The sequence below is a fragment of the Acuticoccus kandeliae genome (assembly GCF_003073115.1).
In genome coordinates, this window is the sequence record NZ_QBBV01000004.1 from 543,544 (window position 1) to 560,357 (window position 16,814).

At 65.6% G+C, this 16,814-nt stretch carries 16 protein-coding genes and 1 tRNA gene; 1 reads left to right on the plus strand and 16 read right to left on the minus strand.

From position 1 onward, the window contains the following. Positions 1 to 94 precede the first annotated feature (94 nt). The 14 genes from DBV35_RS25655 to DBV35_RS25720 all read right to left on the minus strand — a co-directional run bounded on the left by DBV35_RS25655 (position 95) and on the right by DBV35_RS25720 (position 14,559). A complete protein-coding gene (locus DBV35_RS25655) occupies positions 95 to 1,381 on the minus strand; it encodes a TRAP transporter large permease (RefSeq protein WP_108663225.1) in 1,287 nt (428 codons plus the stop codon). After that, a complete protein-coding gene (locus tag DBV35_RS25660; protein ID WP_108663226.1) occupies positions 1,378 to 1,851 on the minus strand; it encodes a TRAP transporter small permease in 474 nt (157 codons plus the stop codon). Before DBV35_RS25660 ends, DBV35_RS25655 begins: the two co-directional genes overlap by 4 nt. 85 nt (positions 1,852 to 1,936) lie before the next feature. Next, a complete protein-coding gene (locus tag DBV35_RS25665) occupies positions 1,937 to 2,971 on the minus strand; it encodes a DctP family TRAP transporter solute-binding subunit (protein ID WP_157961983.1) in 1,035 nt (344 codons plus the stop codon). A 290-nt stretch (positions 2,972 to 3,261) separates the two neighbouring features. After that, entirely contained in the window at positions 3,262 to 4,065 is an 804-nt protein-coding gene (locus DBV35_RS25670; RefSeq protein WP_245944091.1) for an IclR family transcriptional regulator, read from the minus strand. Then, the gene (locus tag DBV35_RS25675; protein ID WP_245944092.1) at positions 4,002 to 5,525 is read right to left on the minus strand and encodes an NAD-dependent succinate-semialdehyde dehydrogenase; all 1,524 of its coding nucleotides are present in this window, start codon (positions 5,523 to 5,525) and stop codon (positions 4,002 to 4,004) included. Before DBV35_RS25675 ends, DBV35_RS25670 begins: the two co-directional genes overlap by 64 nt. After that, the gene (locus DBV35_RS25680) at positions 5,522 to 7,168 is read right to left on the minus strand and encodes a GMC family oxidoreductase (RefSeq protein ID WP_108663230.1); all 1,647 of its coding nucleotides are present in this window, start codon (positions 7,166 to 7,168) and stop codon (positions 5,522 to 5,524) included. The genes DBV35_RS25675 and DBV35_RS25680 overlap by 4 nt, the downstream gene beginning before the upstream one ends. Next, on the minus strand, positions 7,165 to 7,986 hold the full coding sequence (locus DBV35_RS25685; protein WP_108663231.1) for an N-acyl homoserine lactonase family protein: 822 nt from the start codon (positions 7,984 to 7,986) through the stop codon (positions 7,165 to 7,167). Before DBV35_RS25685 ends, DBV35_RS25680 begins: the two co-directional genes overlap by 4 nt. Then, positions 7,983 to 8,987, minus strand: a complete 1,005-nt coding sequence (locus DBV35_RS25690; protein WP_108663232.1) for a glutamate cyclase domain-containing protein — start codon at positions 8,985 to 8,987, stop codon at positions 7,983 to 7,985. The genes DBV35_RS25685 and DBV35_RS25690 overlap by 4 nt, the downstream gene beginning before the upstream one ends. Continuing rightward, entirely contained in the window at positions 8,984 to 9,904 is a 921-nt protein-coding gene (locus DBV35_RS25695) for an NAD(P)-dependent oxidoreductase (RefSeq protein ID WP_108663233.1), read from the minus strand. Before DBV35_RS25695 ends, DBV35_RS25690 begins: the two co-directional genes overlap by 4 nt. After that, positions 9,901 to 10,653, minus strand: a complete 753-nt coding sequence (locus DBV35_RS25700) for an ABC transporter ATP-binding protein (RefSeq protein WP_108663234.1) — start codon at positions 10,651 to 10,653, stop codon at positions 9,901 to 9,903. The genes DBV35_RS25695 and DBV35_RS25700 overlap by 4 nt, the downstream gene beginning before the upstream one ends. After that, positions 10,646 to 11,419, minus strand: coding sequence for an ABC transporter ATP-binding protein (locus DBV35_RS25705; protein WP_108663235.1), 774 nt, complete (start codon positions 11,417 to 11,419; stop codon positions 10,646 to 10,648). Before DBV35_RS25705 ends, DBV35_RS25700 begins: the two co-directional genes overlap by 8 nt. Then, the gene (locus DBV35_RS25710) at positions 11,412 to 12,398 is read right to left on the minus strand and encodes a branched-chain amino acid ABC transporter permease (RefSeq protein ID WP_157961984.1); all 987 of its coding nucleotides are present in this window, start codon (positions 12,396 to 12,398) and stop codon (positions 11,412 to 11,414) included. The genes DBV35_RS25705 and DBV35_RS25710 overlap by 8 nt, the downstream gene beginning before the upstream one ends. After that, positions 12,391 to 13,257, minus strand: coding sequence for a branched-chain amino acid ABC transporter permease (locus DBV35_RS25715; RefSeq protein ID WP_108663237.1), 867 nt, complete (start codon positions 13,255 to 13,257; stop codon positions 12,391 to 12,393). Before DBV35_RS25715 ends, DBV35_RS25710 begins: the two co-directional genes overlap by 8 nt. A 24-nt stretch (positions 13,258 to 13,281) precedes the next feature. Next, complete coding sequence (locus DBV35_RS25720; protein WP_108663238.1) at positions 13,282 to 14,559, minus strand: ABC transporter substrate-binding protein; 1,278 nt, start codon at positions 14,557 to 14,559, stop codon at positions 13,282 to 13,284. A gap of 350 nt (positions 14,560 to 14,909) precedes the next feature. Here DBV35_RS25720 and DBV35_RS30745 point away from each other — a divergent pair, with 350 nt between their 5' ends. After that, positions 14,910 to 15,080, plus strand: coding sequence for a hypothetical protein (locus tag DBV35_RS30745; protein WP_205648873.1), 171 nt, complete (start codon positions 14,910 to 14,912; stop codon positions 15,078 to 15,080). A gap of 304 nt (positions 15,081 to 15,384) precedes the next feature. Here DBV35_RS30745 and DBV35_RS25725 read toward each other — a convergent pair. Together DBV35_RS25725 and kynU are read right to left on the minus strand one after the other, a co-directional pair. After that, positions 15,385 to 15,461, minus strand: a tRNA-Arg gene (locus DBV35_RS25725). Positions 15,462 to 15,573: 112 nt separating this feature from the next. After that, entirely contained in the window at positions 15,574 to 16,812 is a 1,239-nt protein-coding gene (gene kynU / locus DBV35_RS25730) for a kynureninase (protein ID WP_281262246.1), read from the minus strand. Positions 16,813 to 16,814: the final 2 nt, after the last annotated feature.

Genomic DNA, 16,814 nt, shown 5'->3' on the forward strand with positions numbered 1-16,814 from the left:
CCGGCGTCGTAGCGAGGTGACTCCATACCAGACACCCCTGCGAGAATTGCTCCTCGCTTCCACCGGCCAATCCGCTCTCGGCTGACGGACTCCATCACATCGTGGAAGGTAGCCAAACCGAAATTCCAGGCAGCAGCGTCAGCACGATCAGGACCGCGATCATCACCAGCACGAATGGCGCAACGCCCCGGATCACCTCGCCCATTCGCGCTTTCATGATGCCTGAGACGACGAAGAGGTTCAGCCCCACCGGTGGCGTGATCTGAGCCAGTTCCATGCAGACCGTCATGACGATGGCGAAGTGAAGCGGATTGATCCCGAGTGCCAGCACAATCGGAAACAGCACGGGTAGCGTGATGAGAATGATCGAGGCCGCTTCGAGGAACGTGCCCAGCACCAAGAAAAGGATGCACACGAACACGAAGAAAGTGGCGACCGTGATGTTGGCGTCGAATACCCAGTCGGTGACGAGCCCGGGAATACGCATCTGGACGAGGTAGAAGCCGAAGAGCTTCGCGCCCGCGATAATCATGAAGATCATCGCGGTGACGACGACGGTTTCCCGCAATGTCGCCCGCCAATCGTCGAGGGACATCTCGCGATAGACGAACAGGCTGATGATGATGGCGTAGGCCGACGAGATCGCGGCCGTTTCCGAAGGCGTCGCGACACCGCCATAGATCGACCCGAGGACGATAACGGGGAAGAGCAGTCCCCAGATCGCCTTCCGTCCGGCCTGCCAGCGCTCCGACCAGCTGGACCGCGGGAGCCGGCCATATCCCGACGCGCGCGCGTGCAGGATCGCGTAGACGATGAGCACCACCGTCAAGAAAATGCCCGGCACGACCCCGGCCATGAAGAGTTGGCCGATCGACACATTGGCCGTCACCCCGAACAGGATCATCGGAATGCTGGGCGGGATGAGAATTCCAAGCGTCGCGGCCGCGGCAACCAGGCCCATCGCGTATTTTCGATCGTAGCCGTTCGCGATCATGCCGGGAATCACCGTCCCCCCGACCGCCGCGACCGTCGCCGGACTGGAACCCGAGATCGCGGCGAACATCGCACAGGCGAGGACGGCGACGACCGCCAGCCCTCCGGGGATGTGCCCGACGATCGTGCGCATGGAGTGGATGAGGTGCTTTGCCATACCGCCGCGTCCCATGACGGCGCCGGTGAACACGAACCCGGGGATGGCAAGGAGGGCGACGTTGTCGATGCCGGAATAGAGCCTCTGGGCGAGGACCCACATCGTGAAGTCGCCGTTCAAAAGAAAAGCGAGGACGGCCGCCGCGAAGAGGCTGAACGCGATGGGCACGCGCAAAAGCGCGAACGTCGCGAAAAGTCCGAGAAGGACGCTCGCGCCAAGGACGGGATTCATTGCTTCCCTCCTGCCGCGCTGACGGCGTTCAGCATGAAGTGCAGGAGGATCAGAGCACCCGACACGGGGATGATCGCATAGACGAGCCACATCGGCAGCCCGGTGCCAAGAGCGGCGCGACCGAGCTTGTGGTTGACCCGGACGAGCTCGACCCCGCCATAGACGAGAAAGAGACCGCAACCCGCTCCGATCACGGAGGCGACGATATCGAGAATACGCCGCCCGCGCGCGTTGAGCGCATCGTAGAGCACGTGAAGCGAGATGTGGGAGCCTTCGCGGACGCCGATCGCAAATCCGATCATCACGCCCCAGACGACGAGGAGGAGAGCCGCCTCCTCCCCCCACTCGATCGGGGCGTTGAAGACGTATCTCATCAACGCACCGAACAGGTAGACGCCCAGTCCGCCCACCAGCAGAATTGCTGCCACGAGATCTTCAAGACCGGCGGCTATTTTCGCCAATGCTTTCATTTGGTTGACCAATTTTGCTGGTAGAACGAGGGTCGAATTCAGGCCGATAGCCGGTCGAACCCGCGAGGATGGGTCGACGCGGCGCCTACTTGAGACTGCGGACGCAGGCGATCAGGTCGTCGCCGACGGCGGAGCCGAAGGCGTCGTAGACCGGGCGCATCGCCTCCTCGAAAGCGGCACGCTGGTCGGCCGTGAGAATGGTGACGTTCATCCCCGCCTCTTTCAGCTTCGCGAGGCTGTCCTTCTCCGCCTGTTCGGCGAAGTCGCGGGCGAAGAGGGAGGCTTCCTGCGCCGCCTTCTCGAAGATCGCACGCTGTTCTTCAGAAAGGCCGTCGAACCATGCCTCGTTGGTCAGGAGCAGATAGTCGAGGTGTCCGTGGTTGCTGACGGTGAGGTAGTCCTGCACTTCGAAATAACGCTGGGTCAGGACGTTGTTCAGGGTGTTTTCCTGCCCGTCGATCGTTCCCTGCTGCAGGGCCGTATAGACTTGGCTGAACTCCATCACGACGCCGGCGGCGTCGAGCGCCTTCATCTGCGCGTCGATGACGCCACCACTCTGGACGCGGAATTTGAGGCCCGCGAAATCGGCCGGCGTCTCGAGCGCCAATTCGTCGTTGGTGAAGGCCTTGAAGCCGTTCGGCAGGTACGCAATCGCCTTCAGCCCGGTGCCCGAGAGTTTGTCGCGCAGCTGGTCGCCGCACGTGCTGTCGAAAAACAGTGAGACCTCGGCGGCGTCTCCGAACAAGAACGGCATGTCGAAGATCTGGAACGCCGAGTCGAAACCCGCGAGCAGCGCACCTGACGGGGCGATGAACTGGATGTTGCTGGAAATCAGCCCATCAATCTCCTCGCTCGTCGAGTAGAGAACCCCGTCCGGATAGACCTCCACCTTCATCGCACCGTCGGACAAGGTCTCTACCGTGTCCGCGAAACGCTGGGCGGCCTGGCCTTTGGGCGAACCGGCCGTCGTCACCAGCGAAAGCTTCGCCACCAACGGCTCCGCCTCGGCCCCGGTGGCGGAAATCGCCGCCACGGTGACGAGGGCGAGTGCCGCGGCAACGCCGCGCGAAACGGATGCATGCGGGCTCCGGGCCCCCGCTCGGCCAACCAGGTTCTTCAAAGCAATCTCCCTTGGTCTGTTTGACAGAACTTGTGTTCTATTTTTAAAATCGGTAACACCCTTCCCGGACCGGGGCAATCAGCAATTCAGAATTTGAGGCTATTTCGACTGAGCCGAGACACAAATCATCAGACTTCCACCGACGATTGAAAGTCGGCGTGCAGCCTCGCGATAGCTAACCCAACAATCGGGAGATTCTTGGCGGATCCTTTACGTGAAGAACATCACGCGACGGCTCGAATTCCGATGGTTCAGCGCCAATTTTTCGATCGAATTTTCACCGAAACCGGTCAGTCGTTGCGACACGACCCGCCGAAGACCAACGTCAACTTCTTCGCTGCGGCCAGAAGCAGCGGAATCATGGTCTCGACGTTCTCGGCCGTGAAGCGGTCGATGGGCCCTGAGAGAGACAGGGCACCGATCAGATTTCCGTTCGACCCGAAGACGGGACACGCCAGTCCCGCGCAAGACGGGTCGCGTTCCCCTCGGGATTTGACGATCGAATCCGCCCCGACCGAGCGGTGCAGATCGACCGCCCCCGCATAGGCGGCGACCACCTTCCCGGCAGCACCGCGCAGGGGAAGAAGTTGGCCGGCGCGCACGCTGTCGAGCGTCGAATGACCGGAGTCCCGCCGCAACAGGCACAAGCGGTTGTCCTCCGCGTAGGGCACGTGGAAGGACGCACTTTCCGTGCCGGCGGCAACCAGATCGTCGAGCACGGGGACGATCTGGGCGCTGATGTCGTTGATGCGGTCATAGGCCATCCCCAGCCTGCCCGCCATCGGACCGAGCGCGTATCGTCCGTCATTGAGATGGGTGACGTAGCGCGCGCGCACGAGGGTTTCCAGAAGACGCAATATCGTACTCTTGTACAGCCCCGTAGCTCTTGAGAGCTCGGAGAGCGTCATGCTTGGAATTTCTCCCGCCAGAACCGATACGATCAGCAAAGCTCGCTCAACAGCAGCCACGCCTGACTTTGGCTTATCATTCAGATCTTGCTCAACAAGATCGACTGCCGCACCCGTTCGCTTCATCGTGTGGAATGCACTGTAGGTCTGGTGAGATGAGAGATATTCTTGGCTGAAGTATAGCACAAGAGTCCTTCAATACCACCTTCCCGGCCGTAACCGCTGTCCTTGACGCCACCGAAGGGCGTCTCCGCCGACGAGGCGGTATAGTGGTTGATCGCAAGATTCCCGCATTCGACGCGTGCGGACATGGCCGCGACGCGGTCCGCGTCATGCGTGAAGCCATACGCGGCCAGGCCGAAAGGCAGCGCGTTGCCCTTGCCGATCGCCTCGTCGAGGTCGCCGAAGGGCGTGATCAGGGCGAGCGGGCCGAAAGGCTCCTCGACCATGCATCGCGCATCGTCCGGCAGATCCTTGAGCACCGTCATCGGATAGAAATACCCGCGATTGCCGTGCCGCGCGCCGCCGGTCACGGCGACACCGCCACGCGCGACAGCATCGAGGACCAGATTCTCCATCGCGTCCAGCCGGCGGCGGTTCGCGAGCGGTCCCATGGTGACATCTGGATCGAGCCCATCGCCGATGCGCAGCGTCGCGGCATGGTGGGCGAAGGCTTCCACGAAGGCATCATGGATGCGCCGATCCACGTAGAACCGGGTGGGCGCGACGCACACCTGTCCTGCGTTGCGCGCCTTCACCATCGCGGACTGCCGCGCGACTTCATCGACATCGACGTCATCGCAGACGAACACCGGGCAGTGGCCGCCAAGCTCCATGATCGCCGGCTTCATGTGCTCGCCGGCAAGACTCGCGAGACGCTTGCCGACGGGGACAGACCCCGTGAATGTCACGAGGCGAACGGCGGGACTGGCGATGAGGTGGCTCGAGATTTCCGACGGCACGCCGAAGACGAGGTTGAGCACACCATCGGGCAGGCCCGCGTCCTGGAACGCCCTCGCGAGGAGGACGGCACTCGCCGGCGTCTCCTCGGCGGCCTTCAAAATGACGGAACAACCGGCCGCGAGGGCGCCGGCGACCTTTCGCGCCGGTGAGCTGATCGGAAAATTCCAGGGCGCGAAGGCCGCGACAACACCGAGCGGCTCGCGCACGACGATGTGGGTCATGCCCGGTCCGGCCGGGATCTGGCGACCATAGAGGCGCCGACCTTCGTTCGCGTCCCAATCGATGATCTCGCAGGCACGCAGGATCTCACTGCGCGATTGGGCGATCGGCTTCCCCTGCTCCAGCGTCATGACATGGGCGATCTCGTCGATCCGCTCACGCAGGAGATCCGAGGCGCGCAGCATGATGCGGCACCGCGCGTCGGGAGAGGTGGCGCGCCAAACCGCAAAGCCCGCGACTGCGGCCGCAACGGCGTCATCGAGATCGGCTGCAGTGGCCCGAGGCACTCGGCCGATTTCGCAATCGTCGGCCGGGTTGAGCACCGGCGTCGTCGCAGTGGTCTGTCGCCATCCACCTCCGATGAAAAGGCCGATCTGCGGATATGCGGGCATCGAGTGTTCTCTCAGATCCAATTGGGTTGGGGCACCGCGGCTGTCGGTGCTGCATGGGATGGCCGTGGTCACGCCGGAGCCGCCTCGGCTCGGATGAGGTCGGCAGCCTTCGCGCCGATGACCTGACTGATGGCGTTCAGATTTCCCGAAATCATCCGCGGCAGGATCGACGCGTCCGCGACGCGCAGACCCGCGATGCCGTGAACGCGCAGGCGATCATCGACCACCGCCGTCCGGTCCTCTCCCGGCCCCATCGCGCACGAGCAGGCGGGGTGGTAGGTCGAGTTGCCCTTGCGCCGCGCGGCATCGAGCAGCTCGTCGTCGGTGCGGACATCCGGGCCCGGGAATTCCTCGAAGTCGTAGTATGGACGGAAGGGCTCCGTCTCCAGCAGCCGCCGCGACAAGCGCATCCCGGCGACGAGAACCCGCCGGTCGATCTCCGCCGAGAGGTAATTGTGCTGGATCCGGGGCGGCGTGAACGGGTCGCCCGAGCCGATATGGACCGACCCCCTGCTCTCGGGACGCTGCTGCCAGACGGCGACGGTCATGCCCGGCGTCTCGGCGAGACGGCCGATCACCCCCTCGTCATAGCTCGCCGGCGTGAAGGTGAACTGGAGGTCGCACGTCTCGGGCGTCACCCCCGAATGCCATGCGCCATAGACGAGGGTCGGCGACAAGGAGAGGATGCCGCGGCGCGTCAGCAGCCATTTCGCGACCTCGACGCAAAGGCGCGGCCCACGCGAGATTTCGTTGATCGTCGCGATATTCTTGATCCGCACCACGGTTCGCGGCGCGTAATGATCCTGAAGCCGCTCCCCGACACCCGGCAGGGCATGACGGACGGTGATGCCGTTCGCCTTCAGGATGTCGGGATGTCCGATGCCCGACAGCTCCAGAAGCTGCGGCGTGTTGTAGGCACCGCCAGACAGGATGACCTCGCGCCGGGCGCGCACGGTGGCGACCCCACCGGAGCGCCCCCCTTTTCTGAAGCGTATCCCGACCGCCCGGCCGCCCTCGAAAAGGATCTCGGTCGCATGGGCGTGGGTGCGCACCGAAAGGTTCGCCCGCCGCATCGCGGGCCGCAGGAATGCCGTTGCGGCGCTGACGCGACGCCCGTTCCGGATCGTTCGCTGCGCGTAGGAGACCCCGGCTTGCGAGGCCCCGTTATAGTCCGGATTGCGCGGCAGCCCGATCTCTTCCGCGCCCTGGAGGAAAGCCTCGCAAAGCGGATGCGACTCCTCGAGGTCCGTCACGGTGAGAGGACCCTCGCGACCCCTGAGCGCATCATCCCCGGCGCCGACGCGCCCTTCGAGCCGCTTGAAGATCGGCAGAAGGTCCGCGAACGACCAGCCGGCATTGCCGAGCTGCGCCCACGTGTCGAAGTCGGCCGGTTGTCCGCGATTGTAGATGTGGCCGTTGATCGAGCTCGACCCGCCCAAGGTCTTCCCGCGCGGGGCGAGCAGGACGCGGCCCGCCGTGTTCGGCGAGGGTTCCTGCCTGTAGCCCCAGTTCACCGAGGATTTCTCGAACGTCTTGATGAAGCCGGCGGGGATGTGGATGTACGGGTTCATGTCCGGCGGGCCAGCCTCGAGCAGACACACCGTGACGGAGGGGTCCTCCGAGAGGCCGCTCGCCAGAACGCACCCCGCCGATCCTGCACCGACGATGACATAGTCGAAGGTCGCCTCGGCGCCCTCCCCCTCGCTGCGCGTCACCGCCGCTCCCCATCGTCGTTCGGCTCGACATCGAGGCGCACGACCACGCCCTCGAGGTCCGACGACGGCGCCGGATAGCGCTGCATCACCAGCGGGTCATGGCCGGGGATGACGTGCTTCGGCGAGCTCGCCAGCTTTTTCAGAAGGCGGTAGCCGTCGAGCATCTCATCGATCCGGACGACGTTCGGAAAGGGTCGACCGGTCTCGAAATGCTCGTAGAAGTGGCTCGCGTCGGAGGCGAGCACGACCCAGCCGCGCGCGGTCAGGACCCGCACGCATTGCAGGCCGCGCGAGTGACCGCCGACGAGATGGACCGACAACCCTTCGGCGATCTGCGCGTCGCCGTCGTGGAACTCGACCCGGTCCTGATAGACGTGGCGCACCATCCCGACCACATGCTCGACGTCGAACGGATGGCGCAGCCGGGCGTGGCCCATGTGCCGCCCCGTCGCGTAGGCCATCTCGATGTCCTGGAGGTGGAAACGCGCCTTCGGGAACAGGGCGAAATTGCCGATATGATCATAGTGGAGGTGGGTGACGATCACATCCTCAACCGCCGCCGGATCGACCCCGATCGCGGCGAGTGCGGTGGCTGGATCGCGCACCAACGTACGACCGCGACGGCGCGCGGTCTCCGCGTCGAACCCCGTGTCGATGACGAAGGTTTTGGTGCTGTTACGGGCGACCCACACATAATAATCGAGCGGCATCGCCGCGTCGTGGGGGTCCCCGTCGATGAAGTTGTCGCTTCGCTGGCGGTTGTGCGTCGCATAGCGCAGAGCGAAGACTTCGAACGGCTCCGGGCGGGTGTCGCTCATTGCAGGTTCCTCCCCTGAGCGGCAACCTCGAGGCAGAGCCGGTAAACCGCTTCGCTGGCTTCGATTGAGGTCCCGTCCACCGAGTTCACGTTCTCACCGGAATAGCCGTCATTCGCGCCGGCTTTCATCGACGCGTTGACCGACGCGCTCACCGCCTCGATCGGCGGCAGCCCTTCGAAGCGTCCGGTCACAAGACCGAGCGCCACCGCCACCCCGTAGGCACCCCAGTTGGAGGTCGACGCCGACACCAGGCAGTCGACCATCGTGGCGTTGGCGATGCCGCCACCGCAGCCGCAACCGCAGTCGCGCGCTGCGGGCAGCCCCGCCTCCAGCGCGCGGCCGACCCGACCGAAGCCGATCTCGTTGCCCCCGTCTCCAATCCCCAGCGTGACGGAGCCCGCGGCCGTCAACGCCTCCGCAAGGAGATGGAGATGCGCGACGCTTTCGGGATCCTTCGCCTTGCCCGCGCTGGTGTGGAAGACGCCGAAGACATTCGGCCCCGGCTTCTCGATGAAGAGCCCGGCGATGATCCCGGGATGCTCGGCAAGCAGCGCCGACGTCTTCTCTTCCCCCGCCTGCGCGCCGAGCGGAAATGCCTCGACCAGGATGCGATCACCGCGCCCGTCTTCGCCGATCGACAGACCCGTCGCTCGAAAGGCCGCGACGATCCCGGGCAGGAAGGCCGCATCCGACAGGACGAGGATCCGGTGCCCTCGCGCCCACAACATGTGCGCGAGGAACGCGGCCCCCGACGGCCCGTCCGTCTCTCCCTCCGGGAGCGTCACCGGGTTGCCCGCACCGGTGGTCACGACCACGGAGCCTTGCGGCGGCAACCCCGCGAGCAACCGCGCCGCGGCATGGACGAGTGGCCCGTCGGCGGCGGCTCGGGCCGCGTCGTAGCGCACCCGCGTCCCGCCGAGCATCGGCCGCTTCGCCTTGAATTCGAGGTTCACGATATCGTCGAGCGACTGAAAGAAGGCCTGCGGCAGGTCCTGCGTCATGCCTCGTCCTCCTGCGCGAAGCGGACGTCGGCCCACTTCTCCCAGAGCTTGGCGATGATCGCATAGTCGGCCGTCTCCATGCCCTCGCGTGCACCGACCTCATAGATGGAATGGGCCGCCTGGATCGCGAAGACCGGCACCTTCAGCCGCTGGGCCGTCTCCATGAAGAGCCGGGAATCCTTCAGCGCGTTCGCCGTCGACATCCCACCGGCGAAGTCGTCGCGGAAAAGGCGCTCGCCCACCCTGTGCGTCAGCGGTCGCATCAGCCCCGACTCACGCGCGAGCAGGCGGTAGAGGGCCCCGAGCGGAACGTCCTGTGCGGCCGCGACCGACAAGGCCTCGGCGAGGACGACATAGACCGCGTGCGAAACAGCATTGGCGACGAGCTTTGCCCGCATCCCCCCGCCGAGCCGGTCGAAGAAGAAGAGTTCCGCCGCCAGCGCGTCGAGCACCGGCAGGATCGGCGCCGCGTCAGCCTCGGTCGCTCCGACGAGAAACACCGCCCGTCCCTCTGACAACGCCTTGATGCCGCCGATGACGGCGGTGTCGACGACACGGGCGCCGCGCGGCGCGAGACACTCTTCCAGTCGGAAGACGTCCTCCGCCGCGACTGTGCTCGACTCCGCCACGATGAGCCCAGGACGCACCGCATCCGCGATTTCCGCCGCCACCGCTTGCGACGCCTCGGGCGTCGGCAGGCACAGGAGGAGGAGATCCATCGCCCCTGCCAGATCCGACGCCGAACCCGCGACACGCACTGCCCCGCTCGCGACGAGCGGATGCTCTGCGCACTGCGCGGTTTGGACGTCGTAGACGCTCACCTCGAACGTCGGCGCGAGGACGCCCGCGATCGCCTTGCCGACCTGGCCGAAGCCCACGAGCCCGACGCGGCGCACATCCGTCACCGGCGCACTCATGAGGACCGCGCCGCGTTTGCCGTCTCGGCGCCGTGGCCGAGATAAGCGGCGAGGATATCCTCCTGGCCTTCCGCCGAGCGCATCTCGTCCGCCCGCTTGTGGCCGACGATACGGCCGTTCCGCATGAAGTATGCGCTGTTCGCGATTTTCATCGTCATCCAGTAGTTCTGTTCCACCAAAAGGATCGTCAGATCCGACTTCCGCAGTTCTTCGAGCCGCTCGAACACGCGATTGACCAGCAACGGGGCGAGGCCGAGCGATGGCTCGTCCAGAAGCAGGAGGCGGGGGCCGGACATCAGCGACCGGCCGATCGCAAGCATCTGCTGCTGTCCCCCGCTGAGTTGCCAGGCCGGCGAGGCGAGGCGTTCCGCGATTTCGGGAAACAGCGACAGGACGAGATCCATCCTGCTGGCATTGTCCTGTTTGCTGCGGGTGATGCCGCCGAGCAGCAAATTCTCCCTGACGGTCAATGCTCTCGCGATCGCGCGGCCCTCGGGCACGTAGGAGATGCCGACCTCGACGTGCCGCCGCGCCGACCAGCCGGTCACAACCTCGCCGCCGAACCGGACTTCGCCCGAATAGGGCGTGATCAGCCCCGCAACGGCCTTCATGAGGGTGGACTTGCCGGCGCCGTTCGCCCCGAGAAGCGCGGTCAGAGACCCATTCTCGACGACCATCGACACGTTCTCGATAGCCGGCTTGCCGTCATATCCGCAGTGGAGCCCGGTGATTTCGAGGTCGTCAGCCATGGCTCGCTCCAAGATAGATTTCCGCGACCTTCGGGTCCCTCTGGATTTCGCCTGGTGTTCCGGAGGCGACCACCTCGCCGAAATTGAGAACATGGATGCGGTCGCAGACGCTCATGATGAGTTCCATGTCGTGCTCGACGATGACGACCGCCCTGTCAGGTGCGCGCAGCATCGTGACGACCTCGCCGCAGGCCGCCGTCTCCGCGGAGTTGAGTCCGGCCGCAGGCTCGTCGAGGAGGATCGCGCGGGGTTCGCCGACGCGCGCGCGGGCGAGCTCCACAAGGCGCATGACGCCGGGCGCCGCCTCACCCGCGAGCACATTCTCACGGTCGGCGAGCCCCACCGACCGGAGCGCCTCGCGGGCACGCGCGCGCGCCTCGTCGCGGTCCGTCCAGATCGCCGGAAGCGGCAGCAGCGCATCGAGCCAGCCGGTGCTACGCCTCATGTTGAGGCCGACGACGACATTCTCGAGGAGGGTGAGCTCGGGCGACAGGGCGGCGTGCTGGAACGTGCGTGCGATGCCGCGGCGCGCCCGTCCCTCGGTCGGGATGTTGGTCAGGTCCTCACCGCCGAAGACGATGCGGCCGCTCACTGGCCGATAGTGACCGGTGAGGCAGTTGAAGAAGCTCGTCTTCCCGGCCCCGTTCGGCCCGATGAGGCCCGTGACCTCGCCCGGAAGGAACTGCAGGCTGACGTCCTTCAGGACCGTGAGGCCACCGAAGCTGAGGCTGACATTCTGGGTCGCGAGGCAAGTTTGGTCAGACATGGCGCCCCCTCCTCCTGCGAATGCGGGCAATCAGCTGGGGCACGACCACGTTGGACAGAAGGATCACGCCGACGAGGGCGACGCCGTAGATGATCGAGATGAGCGGCCCGTAGTCGGACAAGACCTGCGGCACCAGTGAGATGAACGCCGCGCCGATGACCGCGGCATAGATGCGCGTCGCGTAGAGGCTCACCACCGCCCCCACGAGAAGCGTCACCGCGTTCCAGAACGTGAAGCCGTTGGGCGAGACCATGGAAGTGGTGAAGGCGAGCACCGCCCCGCTGAGACCCGCGATCGCCGCGCTCATCGCGAACACTGTCAGTCGGGCGGTCACATTGGTCATCCCGAAGGAGGCCGCCACGTGCGGATGATCACGGGAGGCGAGGATCGCGAGCCCGATCCGCGAATGGCGGAAGCGATGCACCACGAACGCGGCGACGATGATCGCCAGGAGCGCGACATAATATTGCTGCAGCTCGACGGAGACACCCGGCACGACGGTGGAATCGAGGAACAGCCCTTCGTAGCCGCCGGTGAGGTCGGACCAGTAGAGCAGCACCTCCGGCACGCACAGGCCGAGCGCCAGCGTCGCCACGACGAGGTAGACCCCCGAGAGGCCCCGCGAGGGCCAGGCGAAGACGAGCCCGGCCGCCATGCTGAGAAAGACCGCGACCGGAACGCCGACGATGAAGGGCAAGCCGATCGCGTTCTGCAGGATCGCGACGGTGTAGGCTCCCACGGCCACGAAGAAATTGTGCCCGATCGAGACTTCGCCGCTGAAGCGGATCAGAAAGCTGATCGAGAGCACCGCGACGCTCTGCGACAACAGCAGCGAGGCCGAATAAAGCCAGTATCCGCTGGCCCAGGCGGGGACGAGGACGAGGCCGAGGACGGTCGCGACTGACAGAAGCCGCCGATCGAACACGGCGAGGCCGCGCGCGGGGCGGAGGGGAACGGAGGACATCGACGTGTCAGACACGGGCGCCCACCGTCTTCGACAGGATGCCGCCCGGGAACAGGCTGAGCGATGAGAGGATGAAGACGAGGAGAAACGCGTTCAGCAGCTCCGGGGCTACGTAGTAGCTGAAAAGGTTGCACGCGACGCCGACGAGAATACCGCCGATCGCACTCCCCGGAAGGCTGTCGAAGCCCCCGATGACGGCGGCGGCGAACGCTTGAAGCATGAATGTTTCCACTGTGGTGGAGCTCAGGAAGGTGGTCGGCACGATCAGGAGAGCCGCGATCACTCCGAGTGAGGCGGACACGATCCATGAAAAGAGATGGACGCGCGTGATGCTGAGCCCGCAGACGCGGGCGGCAAACGGGTCTGTCGAGACCGCACGGAACGAGATGCCGAGCCGGGTGCGGTCGATCAACAGGAAGAGAAGCGCGACTGCGCACGCCGCGACGATGAGAACGGTGACGTCGTACGACGTCACCGTGAGGCCGAAGACGACGAACGAGTGGCCGGGCAAGGGAAGGTCGAGGCGGAAGATGTTCGACCCGAATTGCCAAAGGATGAGCCCCTTGGCGATCAGACCGAAGCCGAGGGTGGCGATCTTGGCGGTCGGGTCGGACCGCTTCAGGAGCGGTGAGATCGTCAGATAGATCAGGACCGCAAGCCCCGCCCCGGCGGCGAGCGCGACCACCACCGCGATCGCCCAAGGCCAGTTCGCCCCTCCAACCGTCAGCGCGTAGACGAAGAAGGCTCCGAGCCCCGCCAACGCGCCGTGGGCGAAATTCACCATCTTCGTGCTTTTGTAGATCATGACCAATCCGAGTGCCCCTAGCGAGTAGAGGCAACCCGTGATGAGCCCTTGCCAGACAACAGGCAGCATCGATACGTCCCCGAACCCTGGCTCTTACTCGGCGATGGCGTTGAAGACCGCCTCGGGATACGGTGCGAAGCCGCGAACTTCAGTGAATTTTCCGTCCTTGGCCTGGATGATCATCTCCTGGCGGGTACCGCGATGGTCGCCCTCCTCGAAGGTCACCTTGTCGGCAGCTCCGGCCGGGACTCCGTCGAGCGCGTTCATCACGGCGATCATGTTGTCCCGCGTCGGCGCCTCGCCGCTCGAGATGAGCGTCTCGAAGGCGACCGCAAAGAGCGAGGCGGCCGACCAGCCGTTGAGGCCGAACACGCCCAACTTGTCGTTGGGGTAATAGTCCGGAACGACGGAGCGGTAGGTGACGATCGCCTCCCGATCCGAATCCACCGGCATCAGCCATGAGGAGAAATAGACGCCGTCGAGCAGCTCCCCCGCCAGATCATAAGTCGCGGGATCGGCGGTGAAGAAGGGCGCGAACCAGTCACCCTCCCAGGAGATCCGGTCTGCCGCGCGCAGCGCGCTGGCAAGGTGGGCGTTGGACCCGAACAACAGGATGACCTCGGCGCCGGCGGCCGAAACGCGCTGGAGCTGCGGTGACAGGTCCGTCATGGCGACATCGAAGGACACGTCCGCGACCGGGGCGAGACCGCGGGAGTCCAGGAAAAGCTCCAGCCCGTATTTCGCGCGGCGCCCGAGCTCGTCATTCTCCCAGATCAGCGCGATCTTTTCCTTGCCGAGATTGTCCAGCGCATACTGCGCGGAAGAAGCGGCGGACAGCGCGTAGTCGGGAAGCAGGGGAAACATGTTGGGCTGGGCGATGATCTTCGGCGAACCGCCGCTCGGGGCGATCACCGGCAAGTTCTTCGACCGCGCATAGGGAATAACGGCAACATTCGGCGCCGTGCCATTGCTGGCGACGAGGGCGAAGACGTCATCATTGTCGACGAGACGACGCGTTACCGCGAGGCTTTGAGCCGGGTCGTAGCCGTCGTCTCGAATGATGTACTCGACCTTCCAGCCCGAGATCCCGCCCTGCTCGTTCCGATGCTTAAAATACGCGTCGGCGGCATGATTGATTGTCGCGTAGAACGGCACGGGTCCGGTGATGGGCGCGAAGGCGCCGACGCGAACGACCTTGTTCGCCTCGTCGATGCCCGGGAGAGACTGCGCCCAGACGGGCGTCACCCCCGCGAGGACCGCCAACGATACGCCAGCCAGGATCACGCCCCGCCGACTGACCCGTTTCACGAGTCCAGCATCCGCGGGACGGCTCACGGGATACCGAGACCCCAGCACACCGAGTTCGCTCATATTCCCCCCCTTATATGGTCTGTCTAGCAGACCGCTTGTTCTATAATTGGTAAGAGGGCATCGCCGAGCCGTCAATCAAATTTTATTTTTGCATTGCTTCCTCGAGTAAATTTCCTCGCCCGTGTTGGACGCGGCGTCGCTGAGCACGACCTTTCGCAAGGCAGCTGGCGCTTGGGCCAAGTCATCGTGAAATTGACGCGGCCGACCTCGAACGGGGTCCCTCCCAAACCCCTCATCGTCTGGAGTTGGCGGGGCCTGTCTCGTCAAACGCTTCGACGGGGCCGCGTTGATGGTCGGCGCTCTCGCCGCCGTCATCGGCGGTCACTCGAAGAGGAGAAGAACCGCGGGCGATGGGCCGCCATGCGCCTTACGACGATGCGACTTGCGCGAAGAAGGAGACCGCATCGGCGACCCCCTTCCCGTTTCAGGCGCGCCACCTTGACGGGGAAGGCGTGGGAAACGCCCACATCCTCGCCAGCGATCTGGCCGTCGATCTCATGCGGCACCGCACGCTCACTTGAGCGCCGCATGCCACAGATAAAGGGAAGCCAGTGCACCGGCCCCTTCTCGAGGCGGTCGAGGGCGGCGACGCAAACACCCACCTCAAGCTGATCGAGGTGACGCTCGCAGTGCGTAGGGATTTCACGAACTGAGGCTGGGCAGCGGACGGGCCCTACATCAGGCTGGTCGCCGGCCATCTCTCCGGCGCACCGCTCTTACTCGCCCCGCGGATTGCACCCCCGCCGGCAATTGCGCCGCGTGCTCGCCATTGCGCGCACCCCGGAGTGGGGCCGGTCGAACCGTCCGCTATGTCATTGATTTTATTGGCGCGCCGGGGAGGATTCGAACCCCCGACCCCCAGATTCGTAGTCTGGTGCTCTATCCAGCTGAGCTACCGGCGCCTGCCGTGGTCCGCCTCTGGGGCGGGCCGCCGCGCGAGGTCGTGCGCGGGAGCCCTCATCTAGCGGGATGGATCGGGATTGGCAACACCGTCCCGCATCATTCTCGGCGATTTCACGTCACGGCGGCGCGCCTGTGGAAAGCCTCGGTGTCCCATGTGCGCCGCTCCAGGATGTCGACCAGCACCTCCACCGCGTCGAAGACGTCCACGAAGCGCGTGTAGAGCGGGGTGAAGCCGAAGCGCAGGATGTCGGGCGCGCGGAAATCGCCGATCACGCCCGCCGCGATCAGCGCCTGCATCACCGGGTAGCCCATCTCGCAATGGAGCGAGACCTGGCTGCCGCGACGGTCCGCCTCGCGCGGGCTCGCGAGCGGGAGCGCGCCGCCGCAGCGCGCGTCGACGCGGGCGATCATCAGGTCGCACAGCGCCACCGATTTCTGCCGCACGAGGGTCATATCCACCGCGCCGAACACGTCGAGCGCGGCGTCGAGGGCGGCCATCGCGAGGACGGGCGGGGTGCCCGTCAGGAAGCGGTCGATGCCGGGCGCGGGGCGGAAGCCCGGCTCGAAGGCGAAAGGGGATTGGTGGCCGAACCAGCCCGACAGCGGCTGCGTCGCGTCCTGGTGGCGCGGGGCGACCCAGACGAAGGCCGGCGCGCCGGGCCCGCCATTCAGGTATTTGTAGCCGCATCCGATCGCGAAGTCGGCCCCGGCCGCGTCCAGCGTCACCGGGAAGGCGCCCGCCGAATGGGCAAGGTCCCAGATCACGAGCGCCCCCACCTGGTGCGCGCGCGAGGTCACCTCCGCCATGTCGTGGCGGCGGCCGGTGCGATAGTCGACCTCGGTCACCATCACGACGGCGACGGTGTCGTCGATCGCGCCGAGGATGTCGTCGGTGAGGCGAAGCTCGGCCCCGTAGAGCGGGCCGACGCCTTGCGCGATATAGAGGTCGGTCGGGAAGTTGCCGCGCTCCGAGAGGATCACCGTCCGGCCCTCCCGCGCCTTCTGCAGCGCGGCGGCGAGGACCTTGAAGAGATTGACCGAGGTGGAATCGGTGACGATCACGTCCTGCGAGGAGACGCCGATGAGCGGCGCGATCTTCGCCGCGATGGTGCGCGGCAGGTCCACCCAGCCCGCCGTGTTCCAGGAGCGGATGAGCCCCTCCCCCCACTCTTCGGCCACCGCCGAGGCGACGCGCGCTTTTGCGCTATGCGTCAGCGGGCCGAGCGAGTTGCCGTCGAGATAGATGACGCCCTCGGGGAGGATGAAGGCCTCGCGCATCGGCGCGAGCGGATCGGCGCGGTCGAGGGCCTCGGCCTCCGCGCGCGTGGACACCGTCAGGGGGGACAGCACGC

Coding starts and splice junctions, on each gene's coding strand:
- DBV35_RS30745 (WP_205648873.1), top strand. CDS start 14,910: ATGGGCCGCCATGCGCCTTACGACGATGCGACTTGCGCGAAGAAGGAG.
- DBV35_RS25695 (WP_108663233.1), bottom strand. CDS start 9,904: ATGAGTGCGCCGGTGACGGATGTGCGCCGCGTCGGGCTCGTGGGCTTC.
- DBV35_RS25720 (WP_108663238.1), bottom strand. CDS start 14,559: ATGAGCGAACTCGGTGTGCTGGGGTCTCGGTATCCCGTGAGCCGTCCC.
- DBV35_RS25660 (WP_108663226.1), bottom strand. CDS start 1,851: ATGAAAGCATTGGCGAAAATAGCCGCCGGTCTTGAAGATCTCGTGGCA.
- DBV35_RS25690 (WP_108663232.1), bottom strand. CDS start 8,987: ATGACGCAGGACCTGCCGCAGGCCTTCTTTCAGTCGCTCGACGATATC.
- DBV35_RS25685 (WP_108663231.1), bottom strand. CDS start 7,986: ATGAGCGACACCCGCCCGGAGCCGTTCGAAGTCTTCGCTCTGCGCTAT.
- DBV35_RS25715 (WP_108663237.1), bottom strand. CDS start 13,257: ATGCTGCCTGTTGTCTGGCAAGGGCTCATCACGGGTTGCCTCTACTCG.
- DBV35_RS25700 (WP_108663234.1), bottom strand. CDS start 10,653: ATGGCTGACGACCTCGAAATCACCGGGCTCCACTGCGGATATGACGGC.
- DBV35_RS25655 (WP_108663225.1), bottom strand. CDS start 1,381: ATGAATCCCGTCCTTGGCGCGAGCGTCCTTCTCGGACTTTTCGCGACG.
- DBV35_RS25705 (WP_108663235.1), bottom strand. CDS start 11,419: ATGTCTGACCAAACTTGCCTCGCGACCCAGAATGTCAGCCTCAGCTTC.